The 22,533-nt window shown below is 68.8% G+C and carries 27 protein-coding genes and 1 riboswitch; of the genes, 16 read left to right on the forward strand and 11 right to left on the reverse strand.

Going from position 1 to position 22,533, the window contains the following annotated elements:
* Positions 1 to 969: an adenylate cyclase gene (locus ED92_RS12805; RefSeq protein WP_037337301.1), complete on the reverse strand. Its 969-nt coding sequence runs from the start codon at positions 967 to 969 to the stop codon at positions 1 to 3.
* A gap of 150 nt (positions 970 to 1,119) precedes the next feature.
* Here ED92_RS12805 and ED92_RS12810 point away from each other — a divergent pair, with 150 nt between their 5' ends.
* The gene (locus ED92_RS12810; RefSeq protein WP_037337304.1) at positions 1,120 to 1,515 is read left to right on the forward strand and encodes a hypothetical protein; all 396 of its coding nucleotides are present in this window, start codon (positions 1,120 to 1,122) and stop codon (positions 1,513 to 1,515) included.
* Positions 1,516 to 1,530: 15 nt separating this feature from the next.
* Here the strand turns inward: ED92_RS12810 and ED92_RS12815 are convergent, their stop codons facing one another.
* Positions 1,531 to 1,914 (reverse strand): hypothetical protein, encoded by a 384-nt coding sequence (locus ED92_RS12815; protein ID WP_037337309.1) that lies wholly within the window; start codon positions 1,912 to 1,914, stop codon positions 1,531 to 1,533.
* Between the two features lie 23 nt (positions 1,915 to 1,937).
* Complete coding sequence (locus tag ED92_RS12820; RefSeq protein ID WP_037339884.1) at positions 1,938 to 2,186, reverse strand: hypothetical protein; 249 nt, start codon at positions 2,184 to 2,186, stop codon at positions 1,938 to 1,940.
* Between the two features lie 40 nt (positions 2,187 to 2,226).
* On the opposite strand from ED92_RS12820, the gene ED92_RS12825 reads away from it, so the two are divergent.
* From ED92_RS12825 to ED92_RS12855, 7 genes are all read left to right on the forward strand, one after another.
* Positions 2,227 to 2,517 (forward strand): hypothetical protein, encoded by a 291-nt coding sequence (locus ED92_RS12825; RefSeq protein WP_235213260.1) that lies wholly within the window; start codon positions 2,227 to 2,229, stop codon positions 2,515 to 2,517.
* Between the two features lie 238 nt (positions 2,518 to 2,755).
* Positions 2,756 to 2,989 (forward strand): hypothetical protein, encoded by a 234-nt coding sequence (locus tag ED92_RS12830; protein WP_037337311.1) that lies wholly within the window; start codon positions 2,756 to 2,758, stop codon positions 2,987 to 2,989.
* Positions 2,990 to 3,026: 37 nt separating this feature from the next.
* Positions 3,027 to 3,662, forward strand: a complete 636-nt coding sequence (locus tag ED92_RS12835; protein ID WP_052120514.1) for a CDP-alcohol phosphatidyltransferase family protein — start codon at positions 3,027 to 3,029, stop codon at positions 3,660 to 3,662.
* A 63-nt stretch (positions 3,663 to 3,725) separates the two neighbouring features.
* Positions 3,726 to 4,109 (forward strand): glycine cleavage system protein GcvH, encoded by a 384-nt coding sequence (gene gcvH / locus ED92_RS12840; RefSeq protein WP_005150021.1) that lies wholly within the window; start codon positions 3,726 to 3,728, stop codon positions 4,107 to 4,109.
* A 125-nt stretch (positions 4,110 to 4,234) separates the two neighbouring features.
* On the forward strand, positions 4,235 to 4,702 hold the full coding sequence (gene garA, locus ED92_RS12845; protein ID WP_016334077.1) for a glycogen accumulation regulator GarA: 468 nt from the start codon (positions 4,235 to 4,237) through the stop codon (positions 4,700 to 4,702).
* Positions 4,699 to 5,460 carry a MerR family transcriptional regulator gene (locus ED92_RS12850; RefSeq protein WP_037337317.1) on the forward strand — a complete coding sequence of 254 codons (762 nt, stop codon included), beginning with the start codon at positions 4,699 to 4,701 and terminating at the stop codon, positions 5,458 to 5,460. Before garA ends, ED92_RS12850 begins: the two co-directional genes overlap by 4 nt.
* Positions 5,461 to 5,680: 220 nt before the next feature.
* Positions 5,681 to 6,154 carry a bifunctional nuclease family protein gene (locus tag ED92_RS12855; protein ID WP_005150031.1) on the forward strand — a complete coding sequence of 158 codons (474 nt, stop codon included), beginning with the start codon at positions 5,681 to 5,683 and terminating at the stop codon, positions 6,152 to 6,154.
* A 78-nt stretch (positions 6,155 to 6,232) separates the two neighbouring features.
* On the opposite strand, the gene ED92_RS12860 is transcribed toward ED92_RS12855, so the two are convergent.
* Entirely contained in the window at positions 6,233 to 6,877 is a 645-nt protein-coding gene (locus tag ED92_RS12860; RefSeq protein WP_016334079.1) for a TetR/AcrR family transcriptional regulator, read from the reverse strand.
* Between the two features lie 267 nt (positions 6,878 to 7,144).
* Between ED92_RS12860 and ED92_RS12865 the strand changes: the two genes are divergently transcribed.
* Positions 7,145 to 7,726, forward strand: a complete 582-nt coding sequence (locus ED92_RS12865; protein ID WP_005150040.1) for a MerR family transcriptional regulator — start codon at positions 7,145 to 7,147, stop codon at positions 7,724 to 7,726.
* Positions 7,727 to 7,772: 46 nt separating this feature from the next.
* Positions 7,773 to 7,874, forward strand: a riboswitch (glycine riboswitch).
* Positions 7,875 to 8,045: 171 nt separating this feature from the next.
* Complete coding sequence (gcvP, locus tag ED92_RS12870; protein ID WP_037337319.1) at positions 8,046 to 10,925, forward strand: aminomethyl-transferring glycine dehydrogenase; 2,880 nt, start codon at positions 8,046 to 8,048, stop codon at positions 10,923 to 10,925.
* 3 nt (positions 10,926 to 10,928) lie between these two features.
* Here gcvP and ED92_RS12875 read toward each other — a convergent pair whose 3' ends face one another.
* Positions 10,929 to 11,291, reverse strand: a complete 363-nt coding sequence (locus ED92_RS12875) for a nuclear transport factor 2 family protein (RefSeq protein ID WP_037337322.1) — start codon at positions 11,289 to 11,291, stop codon at positions 10,929 to 10,931.
* A 114-nt stretch (positions 11,292 to 11,405) separates the two neighbouring features.
* Here ED92_RS12875 and ED92_RS12880 point away from each other — a divergent pair, with 114 nt between their 5' ends.
* Positions 11,406 to 12,224 (forward strand): helix-turn-helix domain-containing protein, encoded by an 819-nt coding sequence (locus ED92_RS12880; RefSeq protein WP_037337324.1) that lies wholly within the window; start codon positions 11,406 to 11,408, stop codon positions 12,222 to 12,224.
* A 48-nt stretch (positions 12,225 to 12,272) separates the two neighbouring features.
* Positions 12,273 to 13,097, forward strand: a complete 825-nt coding sequence (locus ED92_RS12885; protein ID WP_037337327.1) for an aldo/keto reductase — start codon at positions 12,273 to 12,275, stop codon at positions 13,095 to 13,097.
* Positions 13,098 to 13,304: 207 nt separating this feature from the next.
* Here ED92_RS12885 and ED92_RS12890 read toward each other — a convergent pair whose 3' ends face one another.
* From ED92_RS12890 to ED92_RS12910, 5 genes are all read right to left on the reverse strand, one after another.
* Entirely contained in the window at positions 13,305 to 13,991 is a 687-nt protein-coding gene (locus ED92_RS12890) for a hypothetical protein (RefSeq protein WP_037337331.1), read from the reverse strand.
* A gap of 93 nt (positions 13,992 to 14,084) precedes the next feature.
* Complete coding sequence (locus tag ED92_RS12895) at positions 14,085 to 14,996, reverse strand: 3-methyladenine DNA glycosylase (RefSeq protein WP_037337334.1); 912 nt, start codon at positions 14,994 to 14,996, stop codon at positions 14,085 to 14,087.
* A complete protein-coding gene (locus ED92_RS12900; RefSeq protein WP_037337336.1) occupies positions 14,993 to 16,036 on the reverse strand; it encodes a hemolysin family protein in 1,044 nt (347 codons plus the stop codon). The genes ED92_RS12895 and ED92_RS12900 overlap by 4 nt, the downstream gene beginning before the upstream one ends.
* Positions 16,033 to 17,379: a hemolysin family protein gene (locus tag ED92_RS12905; RefSeq protein WP_037337337.1), complete on the reverse strand. Its 1,347-nt coding sequence runs from the start codon at positions 17,377 to 17,379 to the stop codon at positions 16,033 to 16,035. The genes ED92_RS12900 and ED92_RS12905 overlap by 4 nt, the downstream gene beginning before the upstream one ends.
* A gap of 148 nt (positions 17,380 to 17,527) precedes the next feature.
* Positions 17,528 to 18,124 (reverse strand): TetR/AcrR family transcriptional regulator, encoded by a 597-nt coding sequence (locus ED92_RS12910; RefSeq protein ID WP_037337340.1) that lies wholly within the window; start codon positions 18,122 to 18,124, stop codon positions 17,528 to 17,530.
* Between the two features lie 201 nt (positions 18,125 to 18,325).
* Here ED92_RS12910 and ED92_RS12915 point away from each other — a divergent pair, with 201 nt between their 5' ends.
* From ED92_RS12915 to ED92_RS12930, 4 genes are read left to right on the forward strand one after another with little or no spacing between them, the layout of a single operon-like run.
* The gene (locus tag ED92_RS12915; RefSeq protein ID WP_037337342.1) at positions 18,326 to 18,724 is read left to right on the forward strand and encodes a hypothetical protein; all 399 of its coding nucleotides are present in this window, start codon (positions 18,326 to 18,328) and stop codon (positions 18,722 to 18,724) included.
* 2 nt (positions 18,725 to 18,726) lie between these two features.
* Positions 18,727 to 19,353: a DUF3558 domain-containing protein gene (locus ED92_RS12920; protein ID WP_037337344.1), complete on the forward strand. Its 627-nt coding sequence runs from the start codon at positions 18,727 to 18,729 to the stop codon at positions 19,351 to 19,353.
* On the forward strand, positions 19,350 to 20,681 hold the full coding sequence (locus ED92_RS12925) for a hypothetical protein (protein WP_125734202.1): 1,332 nt from the start codon (positions 19,350 to 19,352) through the stop codon (positions 20,679 to 20,681). Before ED92_RS12920 ends, ED92_RS12925 begins: the two co-directional genes overlap by 4 nt.
* 24 nt (positions 20,682 to 20,705) lie before the next feature.
* Entirely contained in the window at positions 20,706 to 21,437 is a 732-nt protein-coding gene (locus ED92_RS12930) for an ESX secretion-associated protein EspG (RefSeq protein ID WP_081975777.1), read from the forward strand.
* Between the two features lie 4 nt (positions 21,438 to 21,441).
* Here the strand turns inward: ED92_RS12930 and ED92_RS12935 are convergent, their stop codons facing one another.
* Positions 21,442 to 22,245, reverse strand: coding sequence for a MarR family transcriptional regulator (locus ED92_RS12935; RefSeq protein WP_161791120.1), 804 nt, complete (start codon positions 22,243 to 22,245; stop codon positions 21,442 to 21,444).
* Between the last annotated feature and the right edge of the window lie 288 nt (positions 22,246 to 22,533).

Raw genomic sequence — 22,533 nt, forward strand, 5'->3', positions numbered from 1 at the left:
TCAGGCTCCTGTCTCGGGGATGATGAACGGTCGGAAGGTGCGAGGGCCGTACAGGTCGGCGAGCAGTTCGTCGTACTCGTCGAGCAGATCGGCGGCCTCGGGTCGTTGTGCCGGGATCTCCTGGAGACACCACTTGGCGAATTCGCGCTGGCGGGTTTCGCCCGGTGCCAGCAGGCCCAGCATCATGCGGTGGAGCATGTGGACGTCGGTGGCCGCGGTCATCGGCTGTCCTTTGTGGACTTCCGGTGGATAGCGGACGGATTTGTCCGCCGCCAGCGGGAGCGCACCGTCTTCGACGGCGAACGACCAGCCGGCCACGACGATGCCGTGCTGTCCGGGATGGACGAGCACGTTGTCCGCGGTGAGATGGCCGTGGACGACACCCGCCCGGTGCGCGCCGGCCACGGCACGCAGGAGACGACGGTGCATCCAGGCGTAGTCGCGGCCGTCGAGCCCGCCGGGGAAGGCCTTCCCGATGTCGGCGAGGGTGAGGAAGCCGTCGACGAGCGGATCGAGAACGCTGAACGCGCGATCGCCCCTCGCGACCGGCCCCGACGTGTCGAGCAGCCGCGGGTAGTAGGGACGGAGCCACCGATGCCGCTCGGTGAAGCCGTCCAGCGCGCGCAACGCTTCCCATTCGGCGTGGATCAACGGGTTGAGCGCCGGATCGCGGACGAGTTTGACCAGATGCGGGCCGGTGGTCCGGTAGGTCGTGGCGACACTGCCCACCGCGTGCGGCGCGACGAGGGTGTAGGCCGACGTCGCCGTGGTGACCGTCTGCCGCCGGGCCCGCTTCCACTCGTCGTGGAGGCGGTTGAGCGTGGCGGCCGCGCGGTGGGCCCGCGCGTCGCCGGGGTTGCGGTCGGGGTGGAGCACGGCCGCCAGTTCGCGGTAGCGATGGCGGGCGAACAGCGCGGCCGGGCCGGCCGCGTCCTCGACCGCCTTCATGGCGTCTTCCCTGGTGAGCATAGTTTGAGTCTAGACGACTCTTACTTCGGCTGGCAAGGGGGTGGGTACAAATCCCGTGCAGCTCCGTCGCTTCGGCGAATAGCCTGGAATGGCCGAGAAGAAGGGACTTCCTTGTCAGGTGAACCGGGGACTTCTAGGTTTCTCTTGCAGATGCTGCTGGGCGGGATCCCGCTCGTTTTCCTGTTGTGGGTGACCGGGGGAGCCCTCGGTGACCGCGTGCGTGAACTGAACGCCGGAGAGGACGTCACGGTCACCGCCGTCTCCGGATGTGTCGAGGAAGGGCCGCCGATGAGCGGCCGGTTTCCCTACTGCGAGGCTGGGTGGCGGTTCGACGACGGGCGCACCGGACAGGGGAGGATCAACGGCGAGAGGGTCGCGGAAGGCGACAGGATCTTCGCCGGTGACGGATTCGCTTACCCGTCAAGGTCGAATCGGGTTTTGAGCCTGGTGATGGTCGCGTTGTGCGGCCTGGTCCTGCTGGGCATGCTGATCGGACTCGGTGTCCTGTACCGGAAGACCCGGACCTGGCGGCGTCGCGGGAAGTGACGCCGCCGTCCGTGCTCAGCTCCGGGTGGCCTCGATCTGCCGTTCGTCCTCGGTCGAACAGCTCGTCACCGGATCGTTCGGACCGCTGCCGCAGGTCCAGGCCCCGACCACGACCGGGCCCGGCCCCTGCGGTGACGTCGCTTCGGCGGGTGTCAGCTTGGCGAAGTAGTCCTTGAGCACCTGCGTCGCTTCGGCACAGTCGGTCTTCCCCCGGACGACGACCTTGTTCTTCGCGCCTTGGTATCCGGCGACTTCTCCGCACGGCGATCCGGCGAGGGCCTGGTCGGCGGCGGGTGCGGGGGAGGACGGGGGCGGCGCGGCCGCGGGCGCGGGATCGGCGCCGCAACCGCTCAGCAGGACGACGGCGAACGCGGCGGGAAGCACGGCGAGGCTCTTCATGGGCCCTTCTTCTCGGGGATGGTTCATTCGACGGGGACGACGGCGGCGAACACGTTCTGCTCGCCCTTGCTGCAACTCGTGCCGCCCTGGGCGGCGGGAGCACCGGAGACGCACAGCCAGCCGTCCACTGTCTCGCTGACCGGCTCGTCCGAGCCCGCGGACTGACGGCCGGCGATCCTCTTGTGGAACGCGTCGACGATCCCGGTCGCCTCCGCACAGGAGACGCCGGGTCCGTTGAGCACCTGCAAGGTCAGCCCGCTCGCCGCGGTCACCGTTCCGCAGGAACCCTGTACCGGTTCAGCGGGCTTCGGTTTGGGGGCGGGAGTCGGGGCGGCGGACGGACTCGGCGCGGTTTGGGACGGGATCGGCGGCACCGAAACGCTGGACGCGCTCGTGGGGATCGCGGGCGATGAGACCGGCGTCGAAGTGACAGGCGGTGGCGGGGCTTCGCCCGAACAGGCGGCGAGCGTTCCGGCGACGGCGCAGACCGCGACCAGGTGCCGCCACGTTCCCGTGGTCGTCGAGACGGGCAAGGCGATCCTTTCGTCGGCCGGTCGTGGCCGGCCCATTCTGACCCGGCCGGGCCCGATGTCGTGGCATTGAGCCACGTTCGGTTCGCGGGAGGCTATCGCGGCCCCGTCGCCGCGATACGCGAGGACCGGGCAATCACTGTCCACTGTGGACAATTAATATGCCGTTCACGGCGCGGCAACACCCTGCTGTCGTCGCGAACCGATCGGACGAATCCGGCGCCGAGCCGTTAACGCGCGGCCCCGTTCTGCCGAAAAGACAAGTAGCGCTCCGGCGTGTCCCAGTCCCCGTCACCGAAACCGTGAGAGCGATGAAGACCGACGAACAGACCGACCCCGCGTCAACCCAGGCCACCGCACCGGCGAGCACGGAGCTTCCCCCGACGGCCCCGTGCACCGTCGTCTGGTGTGGCGGCCGCCCGTACGTCCTGGAGAACTCGGCGGGCCACCATCGCTGGATGGGCACCGACCACCGGGGCAGGCCCGTGGCGCTGACCAGCGCGGACCTGCAACGCCGCGGCTGGACGCACACCCGGGCCAGCTGACGCGGGAGGACCTGCCGCCGCTGGCTAGGCTGAGCGGGTGAGTACGCCCCCCGAACCGAGCGTGACCAGCGAAGAGCCTTCCCTGCTGCGGCAGGCCCTGAATGTCCCCAACATGCTTTCGATCCTCCGGCTCGCCGGGGTGCCGGTCTTCCTGTGGCTGCTCCTCGGCCCGAAGGAGGACGGCTGGGCGCTCGCGCTGCTCGTGTTCAGCGCGCTCACCGACTGGCTCGACGGCAAACTCGCCCGCTGGCTCAACCAGATGTCGCGGCTCGGCCAGCTGCTCGATCCCGCGGCCGACCGGCTCTACATCCTCGCGACCCTCATCGCCTTCCTGATCCGCGACATCATCCCGTGGTGGCTGGTGGTCCCGCTGGTCGTCCGGGAGGCCGTCCTCGGCGTCTGCGTCCTGCTGCTGCGGCGCCGGGGGTTCGCCCCGCCGGAAGTCACCTACATCGGCAAGGGCGCCACCTTCGTGCTGATGTACGCCTTCCCGTTCCTGCTGCTCACCCAGGGCGGCTCCGACATCGCCGCGATCGCCCGGCCGATCGGCTACGCCTTCACGGCATGGGGTGCGGTCCTGTACGTCTATTCAGGCGTGCTGTACGTCGTCCAGACCGTACGGGCGCTGCGCCCGGCCGCTCCCGGCGTGTCGCGGGAGGCGCCGGGCGCGTGACCCGGCGGGATGGGAAACTGCGCGCGTCGGTTTCGAGTGAGGGCATCAGAAAGGGGAGCGGCGTTGTCCACTCCAGAAGAACTGCGGTACACCGAGGAGCACGAGTGGGTCTCCGTGCGCGACGGCGGGCTCGTGCGCGTGGGCATCACGGAGTACGCCCAGGACCAGCTCGGTGACGTGGTGTTCGTCGAACTGCCCGAGGTCGGCAAGCAGGTCGGCTCGGGCGACGCGTTCGGCGAGGTCGAGTCGACCAAGAGCGTCTCGGAGCTGTTCGCCCCGCTCGACGGCGAGGTGGTCGCGGTCAACGACGCGGTGACCGAGTCGCCCGAGCTGATCAACAGCGACCCGTACGGCGAAGGCTGGCTGATCGAGCTCCGTCTCGACGACGCGAGCTCGGTGGAATCCCTGCTGGAGGCCGAGGCGTACCAGGCGCTGATCAAGGAATAGCCGCAGGCCGTGGCCCTTCGGGAAGAGTAGGGGGAGCCGCGGGCCGGAGATTCGATCAGGCACGGTACGTTTGACCTCCACACGTTCTTGAGTAGTGGCAACACACATGCGTTAGGAGAGCTCAGGTGAGCACGAACGACGGGCCCGGCGTTCCCCCGGAGCAGTCTCCGGAGCGGACTTCTGTCTTCCGGGCCGACTTCCTGGCCGACGTCGAAGGCACTGAGGCTCCTCCGGCTGCCGAGGCCCCCGTCCAGGGTGTGGACGCGCTGCCCGCGGGTTCCGCGCTGCTGGTCGTCAAGCGGGGCCCGAACGCGGGGTCGCGCTTCCTGCTGGACCGCGACACCACCAGTGCGGGACGGCACCCGGACAGCGACATCTTCCTCGACGACGTCACGGTCTCCCGGCGGCACGCCGAGTTCCGGCGTGAGGGCGGCGAGTTCGTCGTCATCGACGTCGGCAGCCTCAACGGCACCTACGTCAACCGCGAGCCGGTCGACCAGGCCGTCCTCGCCGGTGGCGACGAGGTGCAGATCGGCAAGTTCCGCCTGGTCTTCCTGACCGGCCCGGGTTCCGGGGGCCAGGGGGCACGGTGACGGCGGCCGGGCGGCCTGATCGGGATGCTTCGCAGCGCGATGGGTTGAGCATCGGGGCCGTGCTGGCACAGCTGCGCGGCGACTTCCCCGATGTCACCATCTCCAAGATCCGGTTCCTCGAGGCGGAGGGTCTGGTCCAGCCGGGCCGGACCCCGTCGGGGTACCGGCAGTTCGCTCCGGCGGACGTGGAGCGGTTGCGGTTCGTCCTGTCCGCCCAGCGGGATCACTACCTGCCGCTGAAGGTCATCAAGGAACAGCTGGACGCGGCGGATCGGGGCGCCGCGCCGGAAGCGGCGATGCCGAGGCTGCCGCGGAAACTCGTTTCACTCGACGCCCCCGGGGAGAACGGCGGACTGCCGTCCCCCGGGGACTTCGAGACCGAACGCGAGATCAGGCTGACCGAGGAAGATCTGCTCCGCCAGGCCGGCATCGACGCCGCCACCCTGGCTGAGCTGCGGCAATACGGTCTCGTGCGCCCAGGTGCGGCGGGGTTCTTCGACCCCGACGCGGTCCTCGTGGCGAAGACCGTGAAAGCGATGACCGAATTCGGTATCGAGCCGAGACATCTGCGTGCCTTCCGGGCCGCGGCCGACCGCGAGGTCGGCCTGCTGGAGCAGATCGTGACCCCGGTGTATCGGCATCGTGACGAGGACGCCCAGGCGAGGGGTGACGAAGTCGTCCGGGAGCTCGCCGCCTTGACCGTGGCGTTGCACACGCTCTTGGTGAAGGCCGGAATACGGGCTGTCACGGGCGGTTGAACGGTTCCAGGTGACCGGGAGCCGTTGTGAGGCCACTTGTCAATGCCTGAATGTTCGGCATCCAATGCCGTACCGTGAGAGTCGGGTTTGCCACGGGCGAACCGAGAATGTCGGAGACAGCGAGCACAGCGCTCGGAAGACGGGTAGCGTCGGGACTACCGTCGCTTGGTCGTCGAGACAAGCGTTGCAGCCCGTGCGCACGAGAGGGAGGCGAAGCCCGATGAGCGAGATGCGCGTCGTCGGCGTGCGGGTGGAGCTGCCCGCGAATCAGCCGATCTTGTTGCTGCGGGAAACCGAAGGCGAGCGTTACCTGCCGATCTGGATCGGCTCGGTGGAGGCCACCGCCATCGCCTTGGAGCAGCAGGGAGTCCGCCCGGCCCGTCCGCTGACCCATGACCTGCTCAAGGAGGTCATCGGCGCACTGGGCCGTGAGCTGGAACAGGTCGTCATCACCGACCTGAAGGAAGGCACGTTCTTCGCGGAACTGGTCTTCGACGGGGACATCCGGGTTTCGGCGCGGCCGAGCGATTCGGTGGCGCTGGCGCTGCGGGTGGGGGTGCCCATCCACGCCGTCGACGCGGTGCTGGAGGAGGCGGGCCTCATCATCCCCGACGAGCAGGAGGACGAGGTCGAGAAGTTCCGCGAGTTCCTCGACTCGGTCTCGCCGGAGGACTTCCGCGGCGCGGACACCTGATCCCGAGAACTCGATCGAAGGGGCGGCGCCTGGTGGTGCCGCCCCTTCTTCGTAGGCGTTTGGTCCTCTGAATGCGGATCAGGCGGCGGTCGCCTTGAGGAACAGGTCCGCCAGCTCCCGGCCGTACCGCTCCAGGTCCAGCTTCGGATCCGCCGCGAACTTCGCCGCGACGCCGTCGATGGCCTGCGCGATCGACAGCGCCATCACGTCCGCCGCGAAGTCGCCGAAAGCGCCTTCCTGCTGGCCCTGGCGGAGCTGACGTTCGAGCCGTCCGGTCCGGAACTCCTCGACGAGCGGTGCCGACATGAACCAGCCCTCGGCGTCCGAGCCGCTCGAAGCCATCTCGACCATGACCCGCACCAGTTCCGGGTACGAGCCGAGGAAGGCGATCTCCGCCTCGATGTAGCCGCGCAGCAGCCCGGCACGGTCGGTCGTGCCCTCGATGCGCTCCTCGAGGAACTTGTCCTTCATCCCGGTCGCGGTGGTGACCACGGCCTGCATCAGGCCGGCCTTGTTGGTGAAGTGGTAGGAGATGATCCGGGTGCTGGACAGCCCGGCCCGCTCCTTGATCTTCGCGAACGACGTCTTGTGGTAGCCGAAGTCGGCGATCGTCGCGATCGCGGCCCCGACGATCTGGGCCCGCCGGGCCGCCTCGGTGACCGAGAGCCCCAGCTCCGCCTGAACCTCTTGCAGGGCACTTTGGGTAGAGGGATTTACTTGCATGAGTAAAAATTAACACGGCTGAGTAAATCCGGCAAGCGTACGGCCGAACGGGGGACTGTCCTCGACAAGCCTCAAGAAGAGCTTGAGGCCGACCGCGCGTCGCGTTGACCGGTTTGCCGGACGCGCTTACCGTCAATGAAGGTGAATCGCCAAGGTGTGATTCGGATGTCTGGGGCATTCGTCTTGACGAGGAACTCCGGTGCGGACTCCCGTGGGTCCGCGCGGCTTTGTTCGCCGGCCGCCAGGTCGGGCGAGGGGAGGCATGGCGTGGTCGAGGCTGGTAGCCCTCAAGAGCCGCTCGTTCCGGTCGCTGACGGCGAGCAGGGCGAGCTGTTCCCCGACTCTTCCCTCCCGGACGAACTCGTCGGCTACCGCGGCCCGGCCGCCTGCCAGATCGCCGGGATCACCTACCGGCAGCTCGACTACTGGGCCCGCACGAAGCTGGTCGCGCCGAGCATCCGCACGGCGCACGGTTCCGGTTCGCAGCGGCTCTACTCGTTCAAGGACATCCTCGTCCTGAAGGTGGTCAAGCGGCTGCTGGACACCGGTGTCTCCCTGCAGAACATCCGCGTCGCCGTCGATCATCTGCGCCTGCGTGGCGTCCGTGACCTCGCCAAGGTCACCCTGTTCTCGGACGGCACCACCGTCTACGAGTGCACCTCGCCCGAGGAGATCGTCGATTTACTCCAGGGCGGGCAGGGCGTCTTCGGCATCGCGGTCAGCGGCGCGATGCAGGAGATCAGCGGCACCATCCACGAGTTCCCGGCCGAGCGGGCCGACGGCGGCGTGATCGAAACGGTCACGCCGGACGAGCTCACGCAGCGCCGCAACGCCCGTCGCACCGGCTGATCATGAGGCCGCGCGAGCGGCAGGGTAGGCTCACTTCCGCGGTCGACGAATCCGCGCGGGAGAGACCGAGTCGATAACCGTTGAGCTCGGCGCCGAAGGAGCAAGTCCTCCCCGGAACCTCTCAGGCACCCTGGACCGCGCGGAAGAGACGCCTCTGGAAAGTGGTTCGCCAGGTCACAGCCTGGCGGCCCCGCCGACGGTGCAAGCCCGGCTCAACACTCGGGCGAAACTCTCAGGCGCCCCCTCGGGGGTACGGACAGAGTGGGGAGGGCCAGGACAATCCGTCCCGGCCCCACCCCCGCGTCTTGGGAGGTCCCCGATGAAGCCTGTTTCACTGGCCGCTCTCGAATCCGGAACCCCCTTCGCGGACCGGCACATCGGTCCCGGCGCCGAAGAGCTCGCGCGCATCCTCGACGTCGTCGGCGTCGCCTCCCTCGAAGAGCTCGCCGAGCGGGCCGTCCCCGCGTCGCTGAGGGAGTCCGCGACGCCGCCGGATCTGCCGCCTCCCGCCACCGAGACCGGCGCGCTCGCCGAGCTCCGCGCACTGGCCGCGCGCAACCGGCCGATGGTCCAGATGATTGGCCTCGGCTACCACGACACCGTGACCCCGCCGGTGATCCGCCGCAACGTGCTGGAGAGCCCGGCCTGGTACACCGCGTACACGCCGTATCAGCCGGAGATCTCGCAAGGCCGCCTCGAAGCGCTGCTCAACTTCCAGACCATGGTCGCCGATCTGACCGGGCTGCCGATCGCGAACGCGTCCATGCTGGACGAGGCGACCGCCGCGGCCGAGGCGATGACGCTGGTCCGCCGGGCGGGCAAGGCGAAATCGAGCCGGTTCGTGGTCGACGAGGACACCCTTCCCCAGACGATCGAGGTGCTGCGCACCCGCGCCGAACCGCTCGGCATCGACCTGGTGACCGCGGACCTGTCCCAGGGCATCACCGGGCTCGGGCTCGGCGGCGACTTCTTCGGCGTGCTGCTGTCGTACCCGGGCGCGTCGGGGGTCGTCCGCGAATGGGACCACACGATCTCCGAGGTCAAGGCGCTCGGCGCCGCCGTGGTGATGGCCGCGGATCCGCTCGCGCTGACCCTGCTGCGGTCGCCCGGTGAACTCGGCGCCGACGTCGCCATCGGGTCGACGCAGCGGTTCGGGGTCCCGATGGGCTTCGGCGGACCGCACGCGGCGTACCTCGCCGTCCGGCAGGGGCTCGAACGGCAGCTGCCCGGACGGCTGGTCGGGGTGTCGAAGGACGCCGACGGCGCCCCCGCGTACCGGCTCGCGCTGCAGACCCGCGAACAGCACATCCGCCGCGAAAAGGCGACGAGCAACATCTGCACCGCCCAGGTGCTCCTGGCGGTCATCGCGTCGATGTACGCGGTGTACCACGGTCCCGAAGGGCTGCGCGCCATCGCGAACCGCGCGCACCGGATGGCCACGGTGCTCGCGGCGGGCCTCGCCGAAAGCGGTGTCGACGTCGTGCACTGCGAATTCTTCGACACCGTCACGGTTTCCGTCCCGGGCCGCGCGGCGGGGATCGTCGGCACGGCGCGGGAACTCGGCGTCAACCTGAGGCTCGTGGACTCCGACCACGTCGCCGTCGCCTGCGACGAGACGACCACCCGTGAGCATCTTTCCCTGGTGTGGAAGGCGTTCGGCGTCGCGGTGTCCGATGTGGACTCGCTCGACGCGGACACCGCGGACGGCTTCCCGCCGGATCTGCGCCGCACCAGCGACTACCTGACCCATCCGGTCTTCCACGCGCACCGCTCGGAAACGGCGCTGCTCCGGTACCTGAGGGCGTTGTCCGACAAGGACGTCGCGCTCGACCGGAGCATGATCCCGCTGGGCTCCTGCACGATGAAGCTCAACGCCACGGCCGAGATGGAGCCGATCACCTGGCCCGAGTTCGCCGGTCTGCATCCGTTCGCGCCCGCCGAGGACGCTGCCGGCCTGCTCACCGTCGTGAAGGATCTGGAGCGCTGGCTCGCCGGCATCACCGGCTACGACGCGGTCTCCCTGCAGCCGAACGCCGGAAGCCAGGGCGAGTTCGCCGGACTGCTGGCCATCCGCGCGTACCACCGCGAACGCGGGAACGCCGCGCGTGACGTCTGCCTGATCCCGTCCAGTGCGCACGGGACGAACGCCGCCAGCGCGGTCATGGCCGGGATGCGGGTGGTCGTCGTGAAATGCGACGACGAGGGCAACATCGACCTCGGTCATCTCAAGTCCACTGTGGACGAGCACGCGGACGACCTCGCCGCGATCATGATCACCTATCCCTCCACGCACGGCGTGTACGAGGACACCGTCCGCGAGGTCTGCGCGCTGGTGCACGACGCGGGCGGCCAGGTGTACGTCGACGGCGCGAACCTGAACGCGCTGATCGGGGTGGCACAGTACGGGAAATTCGGCGCCGACGTCTCGCATCTCAACCTGCACAAGACCTTCTGCATCCCGCACGGTGGCGGCGGACCGGGCATCGGGCCGATCGGCGTCCGCGCGCATCTGGCGCCGTACCTGCCGAACCACCCGCTGCAGCCGGACGCCGGCCCGGCCACCGGGGTGGGACCGATCAGCGCCGCGCCGTGGGGGAGCGCGTCGATCCTCCCGATCTCCTGGGCTTACGTCCGGATGATGGGCGCCGAAGGCTTGAAGCGGGCGACGTTGACCGCGGTCGCGAACGCCAACTACGTCGCCAAGCGTCTCGCCGAGCACTATCCGGTGCTGTACTCCGGGCACGACGGCCTCGTCGCGCACGAATGCATCCTCGATCTCCGCGCGCTCACCAAACGGACCGGCGTCACCGTGGACGACGTCGCCAAGCGGCTGGCCGACTACGGGCTCCACGCGCCGACGATGTCCTTCCCGGTCGCGGGAACGCTCATGGTCGAGCCCACCGAGAGCGAGGATCTCGGTGAACTCGACCGGTTCTGCGACGCGATGATCGCGATCCGCGGCGAGATCGAGAAGGTCGCCGCGGGGGAGTGGCCGCTGGAGGGAAGCCCGCTGCGGAACGCGCCGCATACCGCGCGCTGTCTCGCGGGCGAATGGGATCGCCCGTACAGCAGGGAGATCGCGGTCTTCCCGGCCGGCTTCACCGCATCGAAGATCTGGCCCCCGGTGCGGCGGATCGACGGGGCCGCGGGGGACCGCAACCTCGTCTGCTCCTGTCCGCCGCCGGAGGCCTTCGCCTGATCGTCAGCCGGGCATCTTGTCGAGAAAGCCCAGCACCTGCTTGATCCGGCCGTCCTCGACGGTGATGACGTCGAAACCGATCGCCAGCGGCTCCTCAGCGCCTTCCGGGCCGAGGTACCACCGGAACCGCGCGATGTCGTGATGCGCGTCGGGCGCCGCGGGCAGGCTGAACTTCAAGCCCGCGAACTGGGCCTGCGCGCCGGCGATGAAGCCGTCGACCCCGTCGTGGCCGGTCACGGCGCCGAGCGGGTCGGTGTAGGCGGCGTCCTCGGTGAACACTTCGGCGATCAGGGCGCGGCGCTTGTCCGCGTCGGTCTCGTTCCACACGGCGATGTACTGCTCGGCGACGCGCTGGATGTCCGACATGGTGTCTCCTTGTTTCGTTGTGGGGTAACCGATGCCGCAACTCTGTCGGCCGGGAGCGGGTCCCGTCGATTACGCGGGAGGTAATGGCGGCTCCGCGCGCGGAGCCGTAGGTTCGTGATCGTGACGACCACAGTGAGCGCGGGCCGCCCCGTCGGCGAACTCCTCCGTGAATGGCGTGACCGCCGCCGGATCAGCCAGCTGGACCTCGCCATCTCGGCGGACATCTCCACCCGGCACCTGAGCTTCGTCGAAACCGGCCGGTCCAAGCCCAGCCGCGAGATGGTGCTGCGGCTCGGCGAACATCTGGAGGTGCCCTTGCGGGAACGCAATCAGCTGCTGCTGGCGGCGGGATACGCGCCCGCGTACGCCGAAACCGGTCTGGCCGCCCCGGAGCTGGAAGCGGTCCGCAAGGCGGTGCGCCAGCTGATGACCGGCCACGAGCCGTACCCGGCCGCCGTCGTCGACCGCTGGTGGAACCTGGTCGACGCCAACGCGAGCATCTCGCTGATGACCGACCTGGTCTCGCCCGCCTTGATGGCCGCGCCGGTCAACGTCCTGCGGGTGACACTGCATCCGGACGGGATGGCGCCGCATGTGCTGAATCTGGGGGAGTGGCGGGCCCATCTGCTCGGCAGGCTGCGGCGTCAGGTGATCCAGACCGCCGACCCGATGCTGACCGAACTGCTGGAGGAACTGCGCGCCTATCCGTGCGCGGATCCCGTCCCCGAGGTGGAGGTCCCCGGACCGGGTGACATCTTCGTCCCGCTGAGACTGCGGCACGGGGACGCCGAACTCACGTTCTTCAGCACGGTCTCGACCTTCGGCACACCGCTGGACGTCACGGTCGCCGAGCTGGTGATCGAGTCGTTCTTCCCGGCGGACGCGGACACGGCGGAGTATTTGCGCGCGTATGCCGCGCGCGGGGTGGAATGATGCGGGGCAAGAAGCCCTGCCGCCGAACCCAGTGAGGATTTCCCTTCCATGGCCGTGCCTTCCGTCGTCCTGAACAACGAGGTAGCCATCCCACAACTCGGTTTCGGCGTCTGGCAGGTGCCCGCGGGCGATACGGCCAAGGTCGTCCGGACCGCCATCGAGGCCGGGTACCGCAGCATCGACACCGCCGCGTCGTACCGGAACGAAGCCGGTGTCGGCGAGGCGATCCGCTCATCGGACGTCCCCCGCGACGAACTGTTCATCACCACGAAGCTGCCGAATCCGGGCCACGGTTACGACGAGGCGCTGCGGGCGTTCGACGCGAGCCTCGCGGAGCTCGGGCTGGACCACGTCGACCTTTACCTGATCCACTGGCCGATGCCCGCCCGCGGGAAGTACGTCGAAACCTGGCGTGCGCTGGAAAAGCTCTACGCGGACGGCCGGGTGCGCGCGATCGGGGTGTCGAACTTCCACATCCCGCATCTGCGGCGGCTCTTCGACGAGACCGGGATCGTGCCCGCGGTCAACCAGGTCGAGCTGCATCCCCGGCTTCAGCAGAAGGCGTTGCGGGAGTTCCACGCCGAGCACGGCATCGTCACCGAGGCGTGGAGCCCGCTGGCGCAGGGATCTTTGCTCTCGGACGCGACGCTGACCGCCCTGGCCGCCAAATACGGCAAGAGCCCCGCGCAGCTCGTGCTGCGCTGGCATCTGCAGGTCGGCACGGTCGCGATCCCGAAATCCGTGACACCGTCCCGGATCCGCGAGAACTTCGACGTCTTCGACTTCGAACTCGCCGAAGACGATCTCGCCGCGCTCGCCGAGTTCGACGACGGGACGCGTACCGGCCCGGACCCGGACACCTTCTCCTCGTGATCAAAGACCGATCACGCGTGATCAGAGACCGAACTCGCGTGATCAGGCGCGGAACACCCGAGTGCGGCGTCCAATCACACGAGTTCCGTGTTCAAACACGCGAGTTACGTCCCTGATCACGCGAGTCACGCCGGGCTCACCCACTCATGAAGTACGGGAAAGGCCCCTTCCCGAGCGGCGAAGGGGCCTTTCCCGTGGTTCGGGGCCTCAGGTGGCCTTGATACCTGCGGCCGCGAAGTCGGCCTGCTGGGCGGGCTGCTGGAGGTACTGGCGGAACGTCTGCGCGGCGCGCATCTGGACCTCGTCGATGTTCTTGCCGGCGAGCCCGACGAGCGGATAGTCGGCCGAACGCGCCGTCGCGACCGACTGGGCGGGAGAACCGACCAGCTCGGGCTTGGCGGTGTTCAGCTCGGTCACCCAGTAGGAGGACTCGGGGATCCAGGCGGCGGGCAGGCCGCCGATGGAGTCGAGGTTGGTCCGCCCGACGAGGCCGTCGAGCACCGAAGCGGAGGACAGCGCGTCGATCTGGATGATCACGCAGTGGTCGCGGACCACGGTCGCGGCGTTGTTCCACCGCTCGGCCGCCGCACGGACCGGCTTCTCGATGCTGGGGGTGACGATGACCCGCATCGGGGTGTCGCCGGCGCTGCACGCCTTGGCCTGGGCTTCGGCGCGGGTGTTGAGCTCACCGTCCGCCCAGTTCCAGCCCAGCACGCCGATCGCGACCAGGACCACGAGGACCAGGCAGGCGATGGGCCATTTGGCGATCCGCCGCCGCGGGGCCTTCTTCCCGACGATCCGGTGCGAACCGGTCGCCTCACCGCGACCCTGAGGCCGCTTCGGCGGGTCGAGGGGATGCGGCACCGGCTCCTCGACCGCGCTGTGTCGCCCCATCGTTGTCCTTTCGAAACGTGCGCGCTCGCGCTGCGTATGCAATCAAACCGTTATCACTCTAACAGGGGAGGATGTTACGGGGAATGCGACGACTCACAGTTGTTTTCCGCGTGTCGCGGGAACTTTCCTTAACTCGGCCAGAAGCCGTTGGCAATGCGCTATCAGGTGCTCACGCAGCGGCGCCGCCCGCCGGGCGAACGCGGCCTGCGCGCGGGCGTACTCGGCACGGCCTTCCGGGGTCTCGATCCGTACGGGCGAGTACCCGAACGACGCCAGATCGTACGGGCTGGCCCGCATGTCCAGCTCACGGATGTCCGCGGCCAGCTCGAAGCAGTCCCCGACCAGCTCGGCCGGGACGAACGGATCGAGTTTGTACGCCCACTTGAACAGGTCCATGTTGGCGTGCAGGCAGCCCGGCTGCTCGAAGTCGACCTGGTCCTCGCGCGCCGGCCGCAGGGTGTTGAGCGGCCGGGCGGGCTCGGTGAAGAACCGAAACGCGTCGAAATGTCCGCATCGGATCTCCAGCGACTCGACGACGCCGTCGGTCCCGGCCGAGCCGAGCCGGAGCGGAAGCTGTGAGTGGCGAACCTCATTCGCCGATTCCCGGTAAACCATTGCCCATTCGTGAAGCCCGAAACAACTGAGTCTCGGCGAGCGGGACGCGGTCGCGGAAAGCAGCCGGAGAACGAATTGCGCGGTCTTGGCCCGGCCCTCGGTGAATCCCGCCGGATCGAGCATGACGCCGTCCGGAGTCTCCAGGTAGCCCTTCCGCTCCAGGAACCGGTGCGCGGACGCGCCTTCGAGCACGACACCCGGACCCGGCTGCCAGCGCTCCAGATGCCCTGGCCGGTGCGAGTAGTAGCTGAAGAGGAAGTCGAGCACCGGATGCTTCTCGCCCCGCGAGCGGCGGCGCTGGTGCGGTGTCGTCCAGCGCCGCATCCGCGTGACGTGCTCGTCCTCCCGAGCCCGCCACACGGACTCGGGAAGGACGATCAGGCCGGTCATGACATGACGTGGGTACCGTCGCGGACAGTTCCCACGTATTCCTCGACGAGGTCCTCCAGCGCGACGACGCCGACCGCGGTCCCGGCCGGGCTCAGCGCCCGCGCCAGGTGACTGCCTTCCTTGCGCATCGCCGACAGCGCCTCGTCCAGCCGGGCGTCGGCGTGCAGTTCGGTGAGCGCCCGCGTCTTGTCCGACGGCACCACGGTGGTCGGGTCCTCGCCCACGAGGTCGAGGATGTCCTTGACGTGGATGTAGCCGGTCAGCGTCCCGTCGTCGGTGCACACCGGGAAGCGGGAGAACCCGGTCGAGGACACCGCGCGTTCGACGTCGCCCAGCGTGGGCGAGCAGGGCAGTGTGGTCAGCTGGGCCGTCGGGACCAGCACGTCCGCGACCGTCTTCTCCACCGAGGACAGCGTCTTGCTCAGACGCTGGTGCTCGGAATGCTCCAGCAGCCCCTCGCGGCGCGACTCACTGAGCAGTTCGGCGAGTTCGTCGGACGTGTAGGCAGTCTCCAGCTCGTCCTTCGGCTCGACCTTGAACACCCGAAGCAGCGAGTTCGCCACGAAGTTCAGCAGCCAGATGAACGGGTTGGCGACCTTCACCCAGGCCACGTGCACCGGCACCAGCCACAACGCCAGCCGCTCCGGCTCGGCGATCGCGAGGTTCTTCGGCACCATCTCGCCGATGAGGACGTGCAGGATGGTGATGAACGCCAGCGCGATCGCGAACGAGATCGGGTGCAGCAGCACCTCGGGAATGCCGAACAACTCGAAGAACCCGGCAAGCCGGTGCGCGACGGCGGGCTCGCCGAGCCGTCCCAGCAGCAGCGAGCAGATGGTGATGCCGAGCTGCGCGCCCGCGAGCATCAGCGAGACGTTCCTGCTCGCGTTGATCACGATCCTGGCGCGGGTCTTCCCCTGCTCCAGCAAGGCTTCCAGCCGGTCACGCCGCGACGAGATCAGCGCGAACTCGGCACCGACGAAGAACGCGTTGGCCAGCAACAGGACCACGACGAGGAAGATGTTGAACCAGTCGCTCATCGGGCGGGCTCCTGCTCGGCGGAGGTCGAGGTTTCGCTGACCCGGCGGACTTCGACCTCGGCGATGCGGAGACGGTCCATTTTGGTCACCGTGAGCCGCCAGGCGTCGAGTTCGGTGGCGTCACCGGGGGAGGGGATCCGGCCCAGTCGTTCGAGGATCAGGCCGGCGATGGTCTCGTAGTCGCCGTCGGGCATCCGGAACCCGGTCTCGTCGGTGACCTCGTCGGCGCGAAGCTGTCCGGACACGAGCCAGTTGTCGGCGCCGACCTGCTGGGAGGACGGCGCTTCACGTTCGTCGTGTTCGTCACGGACGTCGCCGATGATCTCCTCGACCACGTCCTCCAGGGTCACCAGGCCCGCGGTGCCGCCGTACTCGTCGACGACGATCGCGAGCTGGAACCGGGAATCACGCAGCCGGTTGAGCAGCGAGTCTCCCGGCAGCGATTCGGGCACCGTCGGGATCGGCCGCATGACCGAACCGATCCGTACCGTGGCGCGCTGGGCGGCCGGGACGGTGAACGCCTGCTTGATGTGCACCGCGCCCTGCACGTCGTCGAGATCCTCGGTGTAGACCGGGAAACGCGAGAAGCCGGTGCGGCGCGAGATCTCGATGAGGTCGGAGATCGCGTCGTCCACGGTCAGCGATTCGAGCTGGACGCGCGGCGTCATCAGCTCGTCGGCTGTCCGCTCGCCGAAGCGCAGCGACTTGTCCAGCAGTTCGGCCGTCGACGTGTCGAGCGTGCCGCTTTCCGCGCTGGAGCGCACGATCGACCCGAGTTCCTGCGGCGACCGGGCCGACCGCAGCTCTTCCTGCGGCTCCACGCCGAACTTGCGGACGAGGAAGTTGGCGCTGTTGTTCATCAGGGTGATGAGCCAGCGGAACAGCGACGAGAACCGCGAGTGGTACCCCGCGACGGCACGCGCGGTCTGCAACGGCCGGGCGATCGCGAGGTTCTTCGGCATCATTTCGCCGAGGATCATCGACAGCGACGTGGCCAGGATCAGCGCGACCGCCAGCGAGACGCCGTTCGCCACGCCTTCGGAGAACCCGACGGCGGTGAACAGCGGGTGCAGCAGATCACCGATCACCGGTTCCGCGAGGTAACCGGTGATCAGGGTGGTGATGGTGATCGCCACCTGCGCGCCGGAGAGCTGGAACGAGAGCGTGCGGTGCGCCTTCTGCACGGTGTGCGCACGTTTGTCGCCGACCTGGCGGACGTTCGCGTCCACCGTGCTGCGCTCGAGCGCGGTGAGGGAGAACTCGGCGGCGACGGCGAGGCCGGTGCCGACGGTCAGCAGGAGGAACAGGAGAATGCCGAGAACGGCGAGCAGGATTTCCATCATTTCCTGCCGGCGGGAAGAGCCGCGGAACAGCCGGGTGTGCCACCCGGCTCGATACTGTCACCAGGTGACTGCGCGTCGCGCACGAAAAGAGTCACTCCTCGATCGGAATCAACTGACACCGCCGCTGTACTGCGGCGATGGGACAATCTTAACGTGTTCCGCCGGCCGCGTGGGCACGGTGCCGCCGCACGCTCTCCTCGACCAGGTCGAGAACGGGGCCGAGATCGTCTCCGGGCTGGCCCATCGCGAGGTGGGAGACGAGACCTTCGAGAACGAGTTCGAGGTATGCGGTCAGGACGTCGACGTCGACGTCGTCACGCAGGATCCCGGCGTCGCGCTGGCGCTCCAGGCGGCGGCGGGTCGCGGCGGTCAGCTGGTGGGACCGTTCGGCCCAGCGGGCCCGGAACTCGGGGTCGGTGCGCAGCCGCCGGGAGACCTCCAGCCGCGTGCCGAGCCAGTCGGCGGGGTGCTCGCTGCGGTTCGTCAGCAGCTCGCGCATCACCTGGACGAGACCCTGCTCGGCGACGATGTCGGCCATGCGCACCGCGTCGTCCTCGGCCAAGGCCAGGAAGAGGGATTCCTTGTCGCGGAAATGGTGGAAGATCGCACCGCGGGACAGTCCGGTGGCTTCTTCCAGCCGCCGGACGGTGGCACCCTCGTAGCCGTGGCGTGCGAAACACACGCGGGAGCCGTCGAGGATCTGGCGCCGGCGTGCGTCGAGGTGATCCTGGCTGACCCGTGGCATCCTGGGATCCTGTCACCGGGAGCCCGGTCAATGCAATCCGTACGTACGTACTGTGACCAGTTCGCGGGATGATCCGCCCGACCGGGAACCGGACGGCTCCGAGACACGTCCGACCACTCGGCCGGATCGGCTGACACGCCGTCCGCCGCTTGGCTACTCTTTGTCCATCACCGTGTGTGAGTGCTGAGGGGAAGGTGCGGGTTGAACATCATCGGCGACGCCGCGAGCGCGATCAAGGCCGTCTGGGGTGACCTCACCACGCCGAAGGAACCGACCGTTTACGGCGGTGGGGGCGGCGGTGGCGGCGGGTTCGAGATGAGCCCCGAAGAGCTGAAGACCGTCATCGGGCTGTGGCAGGACGAGCTGAAGAAGGTCTCCGAAGACGGTATGAAGATCGAGGACATCCTCGCCGATCTGAGTCCGCCGGGCCGGGACGAGGCCAGCTCCAGCTATGTCGATTCCGGCGTCGATTCGCTGCTCGCCTTGCAGAAGCAGAACGACTCGATGAAGGAATACATCACCGGCTACATCGCGAAGCTCGAGATCGCCAGGACGAAGACGATGGTCACCGACCAAGCCAACACCATGCGCACGACCTGAGGATGCCGAACGTGTTGAGGAAACGCGCCGCCGTGGCGGCGCTCATGCTCGTATCCGTCGCGGTGGCGGGCTGCACGGGGGAGAACCCCGGGAAACCGTCGCCCAGCAGTGGGTCGGCGCCGTCGTCGGAGTCTTCCGCCGCACCGGAGGATCCGAACGTCCCGAAGGTGGCGAATCCGCTGGACGCCTCGGCGTACGTCGGTGACGCCTGCAAGCTGCTTCCCGCCGCCTCGGCGGCGGAGCTGGGGTTCACCGAGCCCGGCGAGCCCAGGTCCGAGTCGAGCAATCCGAGCTGCGGTTGGTTCATCAGGGGCAAAGGCGAGACGCTGCAGGTCATCCTCGGCAGCGGAAACCGCGAAAAGGGCACGGGCGGCCTGGCCGGAATGTACAAGGCCAAGGAATCCGGGCAGCTGCGGTTCCTGGAGCCGGGCCCCGAGGTCGACGGCTATCCGACCGTCTATTACGGAATCCAGGACCGGCGGGCGCGCGGTAACTGCGATCTCGCGGTGGGCGTCGCGGACGACCTGACGGTCAACACCCTGGCCGCCGGCTACGGCGACGAACAGAATTCGTGCGGGACCGCGCAGAAACTCGCGTCGGCCGTGATCAAGACACTCAAGGGGGCATGAGAGTGGACGGCAAACAGATCTTCGAGAACTTCACCCAGGGCGACACCCGCAACCTGCGTTCGGCGGCCGATCGCATCGCCGAACTCTCGGACGCCTACGTCGAGCGCGGCATGGCCATCAAGTCCCTGCAGACGCGGATGACGGCGTCCTGGACCGGTTCCGCCGCCGACGCGGCGAACGCCGGTGCGGGCCCGCTGGAGCAGGCCTTCAAGGAGACCGCGGAGCCGCTGTTCCAGACCAGGGATTCGGTGACGACGCAGGCCGACAGCTTCGACGACTCCGGGCAGACGGTCGTCCCGGTGCCGCCGAAGCCGGACAAGCCCAACCCCTGGACCACCGGCCTGAAGGGCGCGATCCCGATCGCCGGGCCGTTCATGGTCAACAACGACATCAAGAACTACCAAGAGGGCGTCGCGAAACACGAGGCGGCGAACCAGAACAACGTCCGCGTGATGGACCAGTACGACTCGGTCACCAGCAGCACGAGTTCCAGCCTGCCGACCGATTACGGCGTGTTGAAGAGCGACGGCGCGGACGTCAGCGTCAAGACCCCCGGCGGTACGCCCCCGGTCCACCCGCCGGTCATCCCGGTCAAGCCGATCAGGAACGGCGGCGGGGACGACAACGACGGCACCGACACCAGCGGCACGGACGACAACGGCACCAACCCGAATCAGAACAGGCCGGGCGGCGACGACCGCACCCCGACCAAACCGGGCCCCAACGACGACCGCCCGGTGATCCCGAGGGACCGGCCCGACCCCACCATCCCGCCTCCCACGACGCGCAAGCCGGGCGACGGGGACGACACCACACGCCCGACCGGCGGTGGCAAGGGCAAGCCCGGGCCGACGACCGAAATCCCGGGCAGGATCCCCGGACGGGGTCCCGGCGGCGACTCGGACAACGTCATCGGCCTGCCGAACGGCCCCGGCCAGAACTACAACCCGAACGGTCCCGGCCAGAACCCGCCGGGAAGCACCGGCGGTCGCAACGTGCCCCCGTCCAACAGCGCCGCGGGCAGGCTGCTCGGTGGCGAGGGCGGCACCGGCGGCCGGGCGGGCGCTCCCGGTTCCGGCGGTCTCGGCTCGGGCAGGGGCTCCGGCATGGGCGGTCTCGGCGGCATCGGTGGCGCCGACCACCTGGCCGGTGGTCGCGGAGCGGGCGGTCGTGGCGGCGGGCAGATGGGTCCGATGGGCGCCGGCGGCCGCCGTGCCGACGGCGACGAGGACGACGAGCACCAGCGTCCCGACTACCTGATCGAGGCCGACCCGGACGCGATCTTCGGCACCGACCAGCGGACCAGTCCGCCGGTCATCGGCGAGTAACGGATGACCGTGAGAACAGGCCGGGTGGACGTCCCGGTCGAAGCCTTGGCGGTGCTCGCCGAACGCGAACGCGTCGGCGAACTGCACATCACGCTGCGTCCCGAACCGCGCTGGCTGTCCAGGACGGCCCGCGCGGAGGCGGACAAGCGCGTGGAAGCGGCGCTGGCACAGGCCGGGTTGCTGGATTCGAGCGGCCGCGCGTCGGTCGACTTCCTGGACTGGCTTCCGGTGCTCACGAAACCGGCCATCGAGTACTACGGCTGGGTGAACACCGGCGGCCAGACCTACGGCGTCCTCGCCGCTTCGCTGGGGCTGCAGGCGGTCCTGGCTGTGGCGTCGGGCGACTGGGTCGGGCTGCAGGAGATCGATCGGCGACGGCTGCCCGAAACACTGATCGAGCAGCTGCCGCCCGTCCCGGCGGGCGGCGGGAGGCTGCGCACCGTCCGCGCGTACGAGCTCGAAGAAGCGGCCCGCCGCGGCCCGGACACGCATTCGCTGCCGCCGGTGATCGCGGACATCGTCAGCCTCGTGCAGCGGCCGGTCGAGGGAAGCGGCGAGCTCTACGTCGGCAAACGGGACGAGGTCGGCAGGCATGTGGCCGTCGAGGATCCGCTCCATTTCGCCGATACGGACTGGGGCCGGTACCTGAGCTACACGACCGGCCATGGCAACGACGCCGTGGTCCACATCGGACCGGCCGGCCCGGCGGAGCTGGCAGACGCGCTCAAGCACGTCTCCAGCACCTTGGCCGGCTAGGCCGTCACCACGGAAACACCGCCCTGAGCGCGGCCGAGATCGGTTCGAGGTGGGCGACGACACGCTCGAGTTCTTGGGCGCTCAGGGCGTTGTACGGCGTCTCCGCGAGCCTGTCGGTCATGGCCTCGACGCGTTCCTTCGTGGCGCGCCCAGCCGGAGTGAGCCAGCCGTCCGTCCCGATGAGACCGCGGTCGCGCATACCGTCGACGACCGCGGTCAGCTGGGCGGCGGGGAGGTGCCAGACCCGGCCGAACTCGTTCGCGGGGGTGCCGACGGACAGGGCGTGGAGCACATGGGACTCCGTGCCGCCGATGCCTTCGGCCAGCAAAGCGACGGTGTGGCCGTCGCCGCGGTGTTCACGCAGGAGAGTGGCGGCGTGCCACAGCCTGGCCACGGGCTCCTGCGGGACCGGGGCAGTGCGGAGGGCGGCGTAGAGGGCGCGCCCCTCCACCGGCGCGCTGGTCGCGGCCTTCAGCAGGAGGTCGCCTGCGCGGGTGACTCCGGGGGCGTCGGCGAGTCCGCCGAGGATCCGCCGCATCCCCGCGACGCATCCTCGTTCGCGGGCGGCCAGCGCCTCCTCGGGTGTGGTCAGCTCCCAGATCTTCGGGATGTGCCGGGCCACCTCACCGGTGGCGAAGTTGTAGAAGATCGCGTGGATCACCTCGGCGGGTACCGACCGGCCGAACGGCGCGGCACGGCCGGCGAAGTAGGCGTCCCACGGGCCGCGCAGGCCGAGTGCGATCAGTGCCTCGTCCGACTCGTCGGCGAAGTAGGGCACCAGACCGATGGGCTCGACCAGGTCGTACATGCGGCGGGCGTTCGACATCTCATCCCCTGGGGCTTCGTGGCGGCGCTCTCGTGGCGGCCGCTCACCTTGTCCACGAATCACTCGCGCCGGAACAGACATCCGGTGCGCGGAATTTCGCGGAAGATCAGGACCGCCAAGTCCGTGAAGGCCTCCTTGAGAGACCCAGAGTCCCTCAAGGAGGCCTTCACGGACTGCTTAATCTCGCGCGCCAGGACACGCTCCCCGCTATTGTGACAGCGCTGTTGTATTTCTGGCGGGGTCTGGGAGGACGAGAACGTGACACGGCTG

Origin of the sequence: Amycolatopsis sp. MJM2582 (genome assembly GCF_000754115.1) — a bacterium.
Classification (GTDB): Bacteria; Actinomycetota; Actinomycetes; order Mycobacteriales; family Pseudonocardiaceae; genus Amycolatopsis; species Amycolatopsis japonica.

Coding starts and splice junctions, on each gene's coding strand:
- ED92_RS12805 (WP_037337301.1), bottom strand. CDS start 969: ATGCTCACCAGGGAAGACGCCATGAAGGCGGTCGAGGACGCGGCCGGC.
- ED92_RS12810 (WP_037337304.1), top strand. CDS start 1,120: ATGCTGCTGGGCGGGATCCCGCTCGTTTTCCTGTTGTGGGTGACCGGG.
- ED92_RS12815 (WP_037337309.1), bottom strand. CDS start 1,914: ATGAAGAGCCTCGCCGTGCTTCCCGCCGCGTTCGCCGTCGTCCTGCTG.
- ED92_RS12830 (WP_037337311.1), top strand. CDS start 2,756: ATGAAGACCGACGAACAGACCGACCCCGCGTCAACCCAGGCCACCGCA.
- ED92_RS12855 (WP_005150031.1), top strand. CDS start 5,681: ATGAGCGAGATGCGCGTCGTCGGCGTGCGGGTGGAGCTGCCCGCGAAT.
- ED92_RS12860 (WP_016334079.1), bottom strand. CDS start 6,877: ATGCAAGTAAATCCCTCTACCCAAAGTGCCCTGCAAGAGGTTCAGGCG.
- gcvP (WP_037337319.1), top strand. CDS start 8,046: ATGAAGCCTGTTTCACTGGCCGCTCTCGAATCCGGAACCCCCTTCGCG.
- ED92_RS12875 (WP_037337322.1), bottom strand. CDS start 11,291: ATGTCGGACATCCAGCGCGTCGCCGAGCAGTACATCGCCGTGTGGAAC.
- ED92_RS12885 (WP_037337327.1), top strand. CDS start 12,273: ATGGCCGTGCCTTCCGTCGTCCTGAACAACGAGGTAGCCATCCCACAA.
- ED92_RS12890 (WP_037337331.1), bottom strand. CDS start 13,991: ATGGGGCGACACAGCGCGGTCGAGGAGCCGGTGCCGCATCCCCTCGAC.
- ED92_RS12895 (WP_037337334.1), bottom strand. CDS start 14,996: ATGACCGGCCTGATCGTCCTTCCCGAGTCCGTGTGGCGGGCTCGGGAG.
- ED92_RS12900 (WP_037337336.1), bottom strand. CDS start 16,036: ATGAGCGACTGGTTCAACATCTTCCTCGTCGTGGTCCTGTTGCTGGCC.
- ED92_RS12905 (WP_037337337.1), bottom strand. CDS start 17,379: ATGATGGAAATCCTGCTCGCCGTTCTCGGCATTCTCCTGTTCCTCCTG.
- ED92_RS12910 (WP_037337340.1), bottom strand. CDS start 18,124: ATGCCACGGGTCAGCCAGGATCACCTCGACGCACGCCGGCGCCAGATC.
- ED92_RS12920 (WP_037337344.1), top strand. CDS start 18,727: ATGCCGAACGTGTTGAGGAAACGCGCCGCCGTGGCGGCGCTCATGCTC.
- ED92_RS12925 (WP_125734202.1), top strand. CDS start 19,350: ATGAGAGTGGACGGCAAACAGATCTTCGAGAACTTCACCCAGGGCGAC.
- ED92_RS12935 (WP_161791120.1), bottom strand. CDS start 22,245: ATGTACGACCTGGTCGAGCCCATCGGTCTGGTGCCCTACTTCGCCGAC.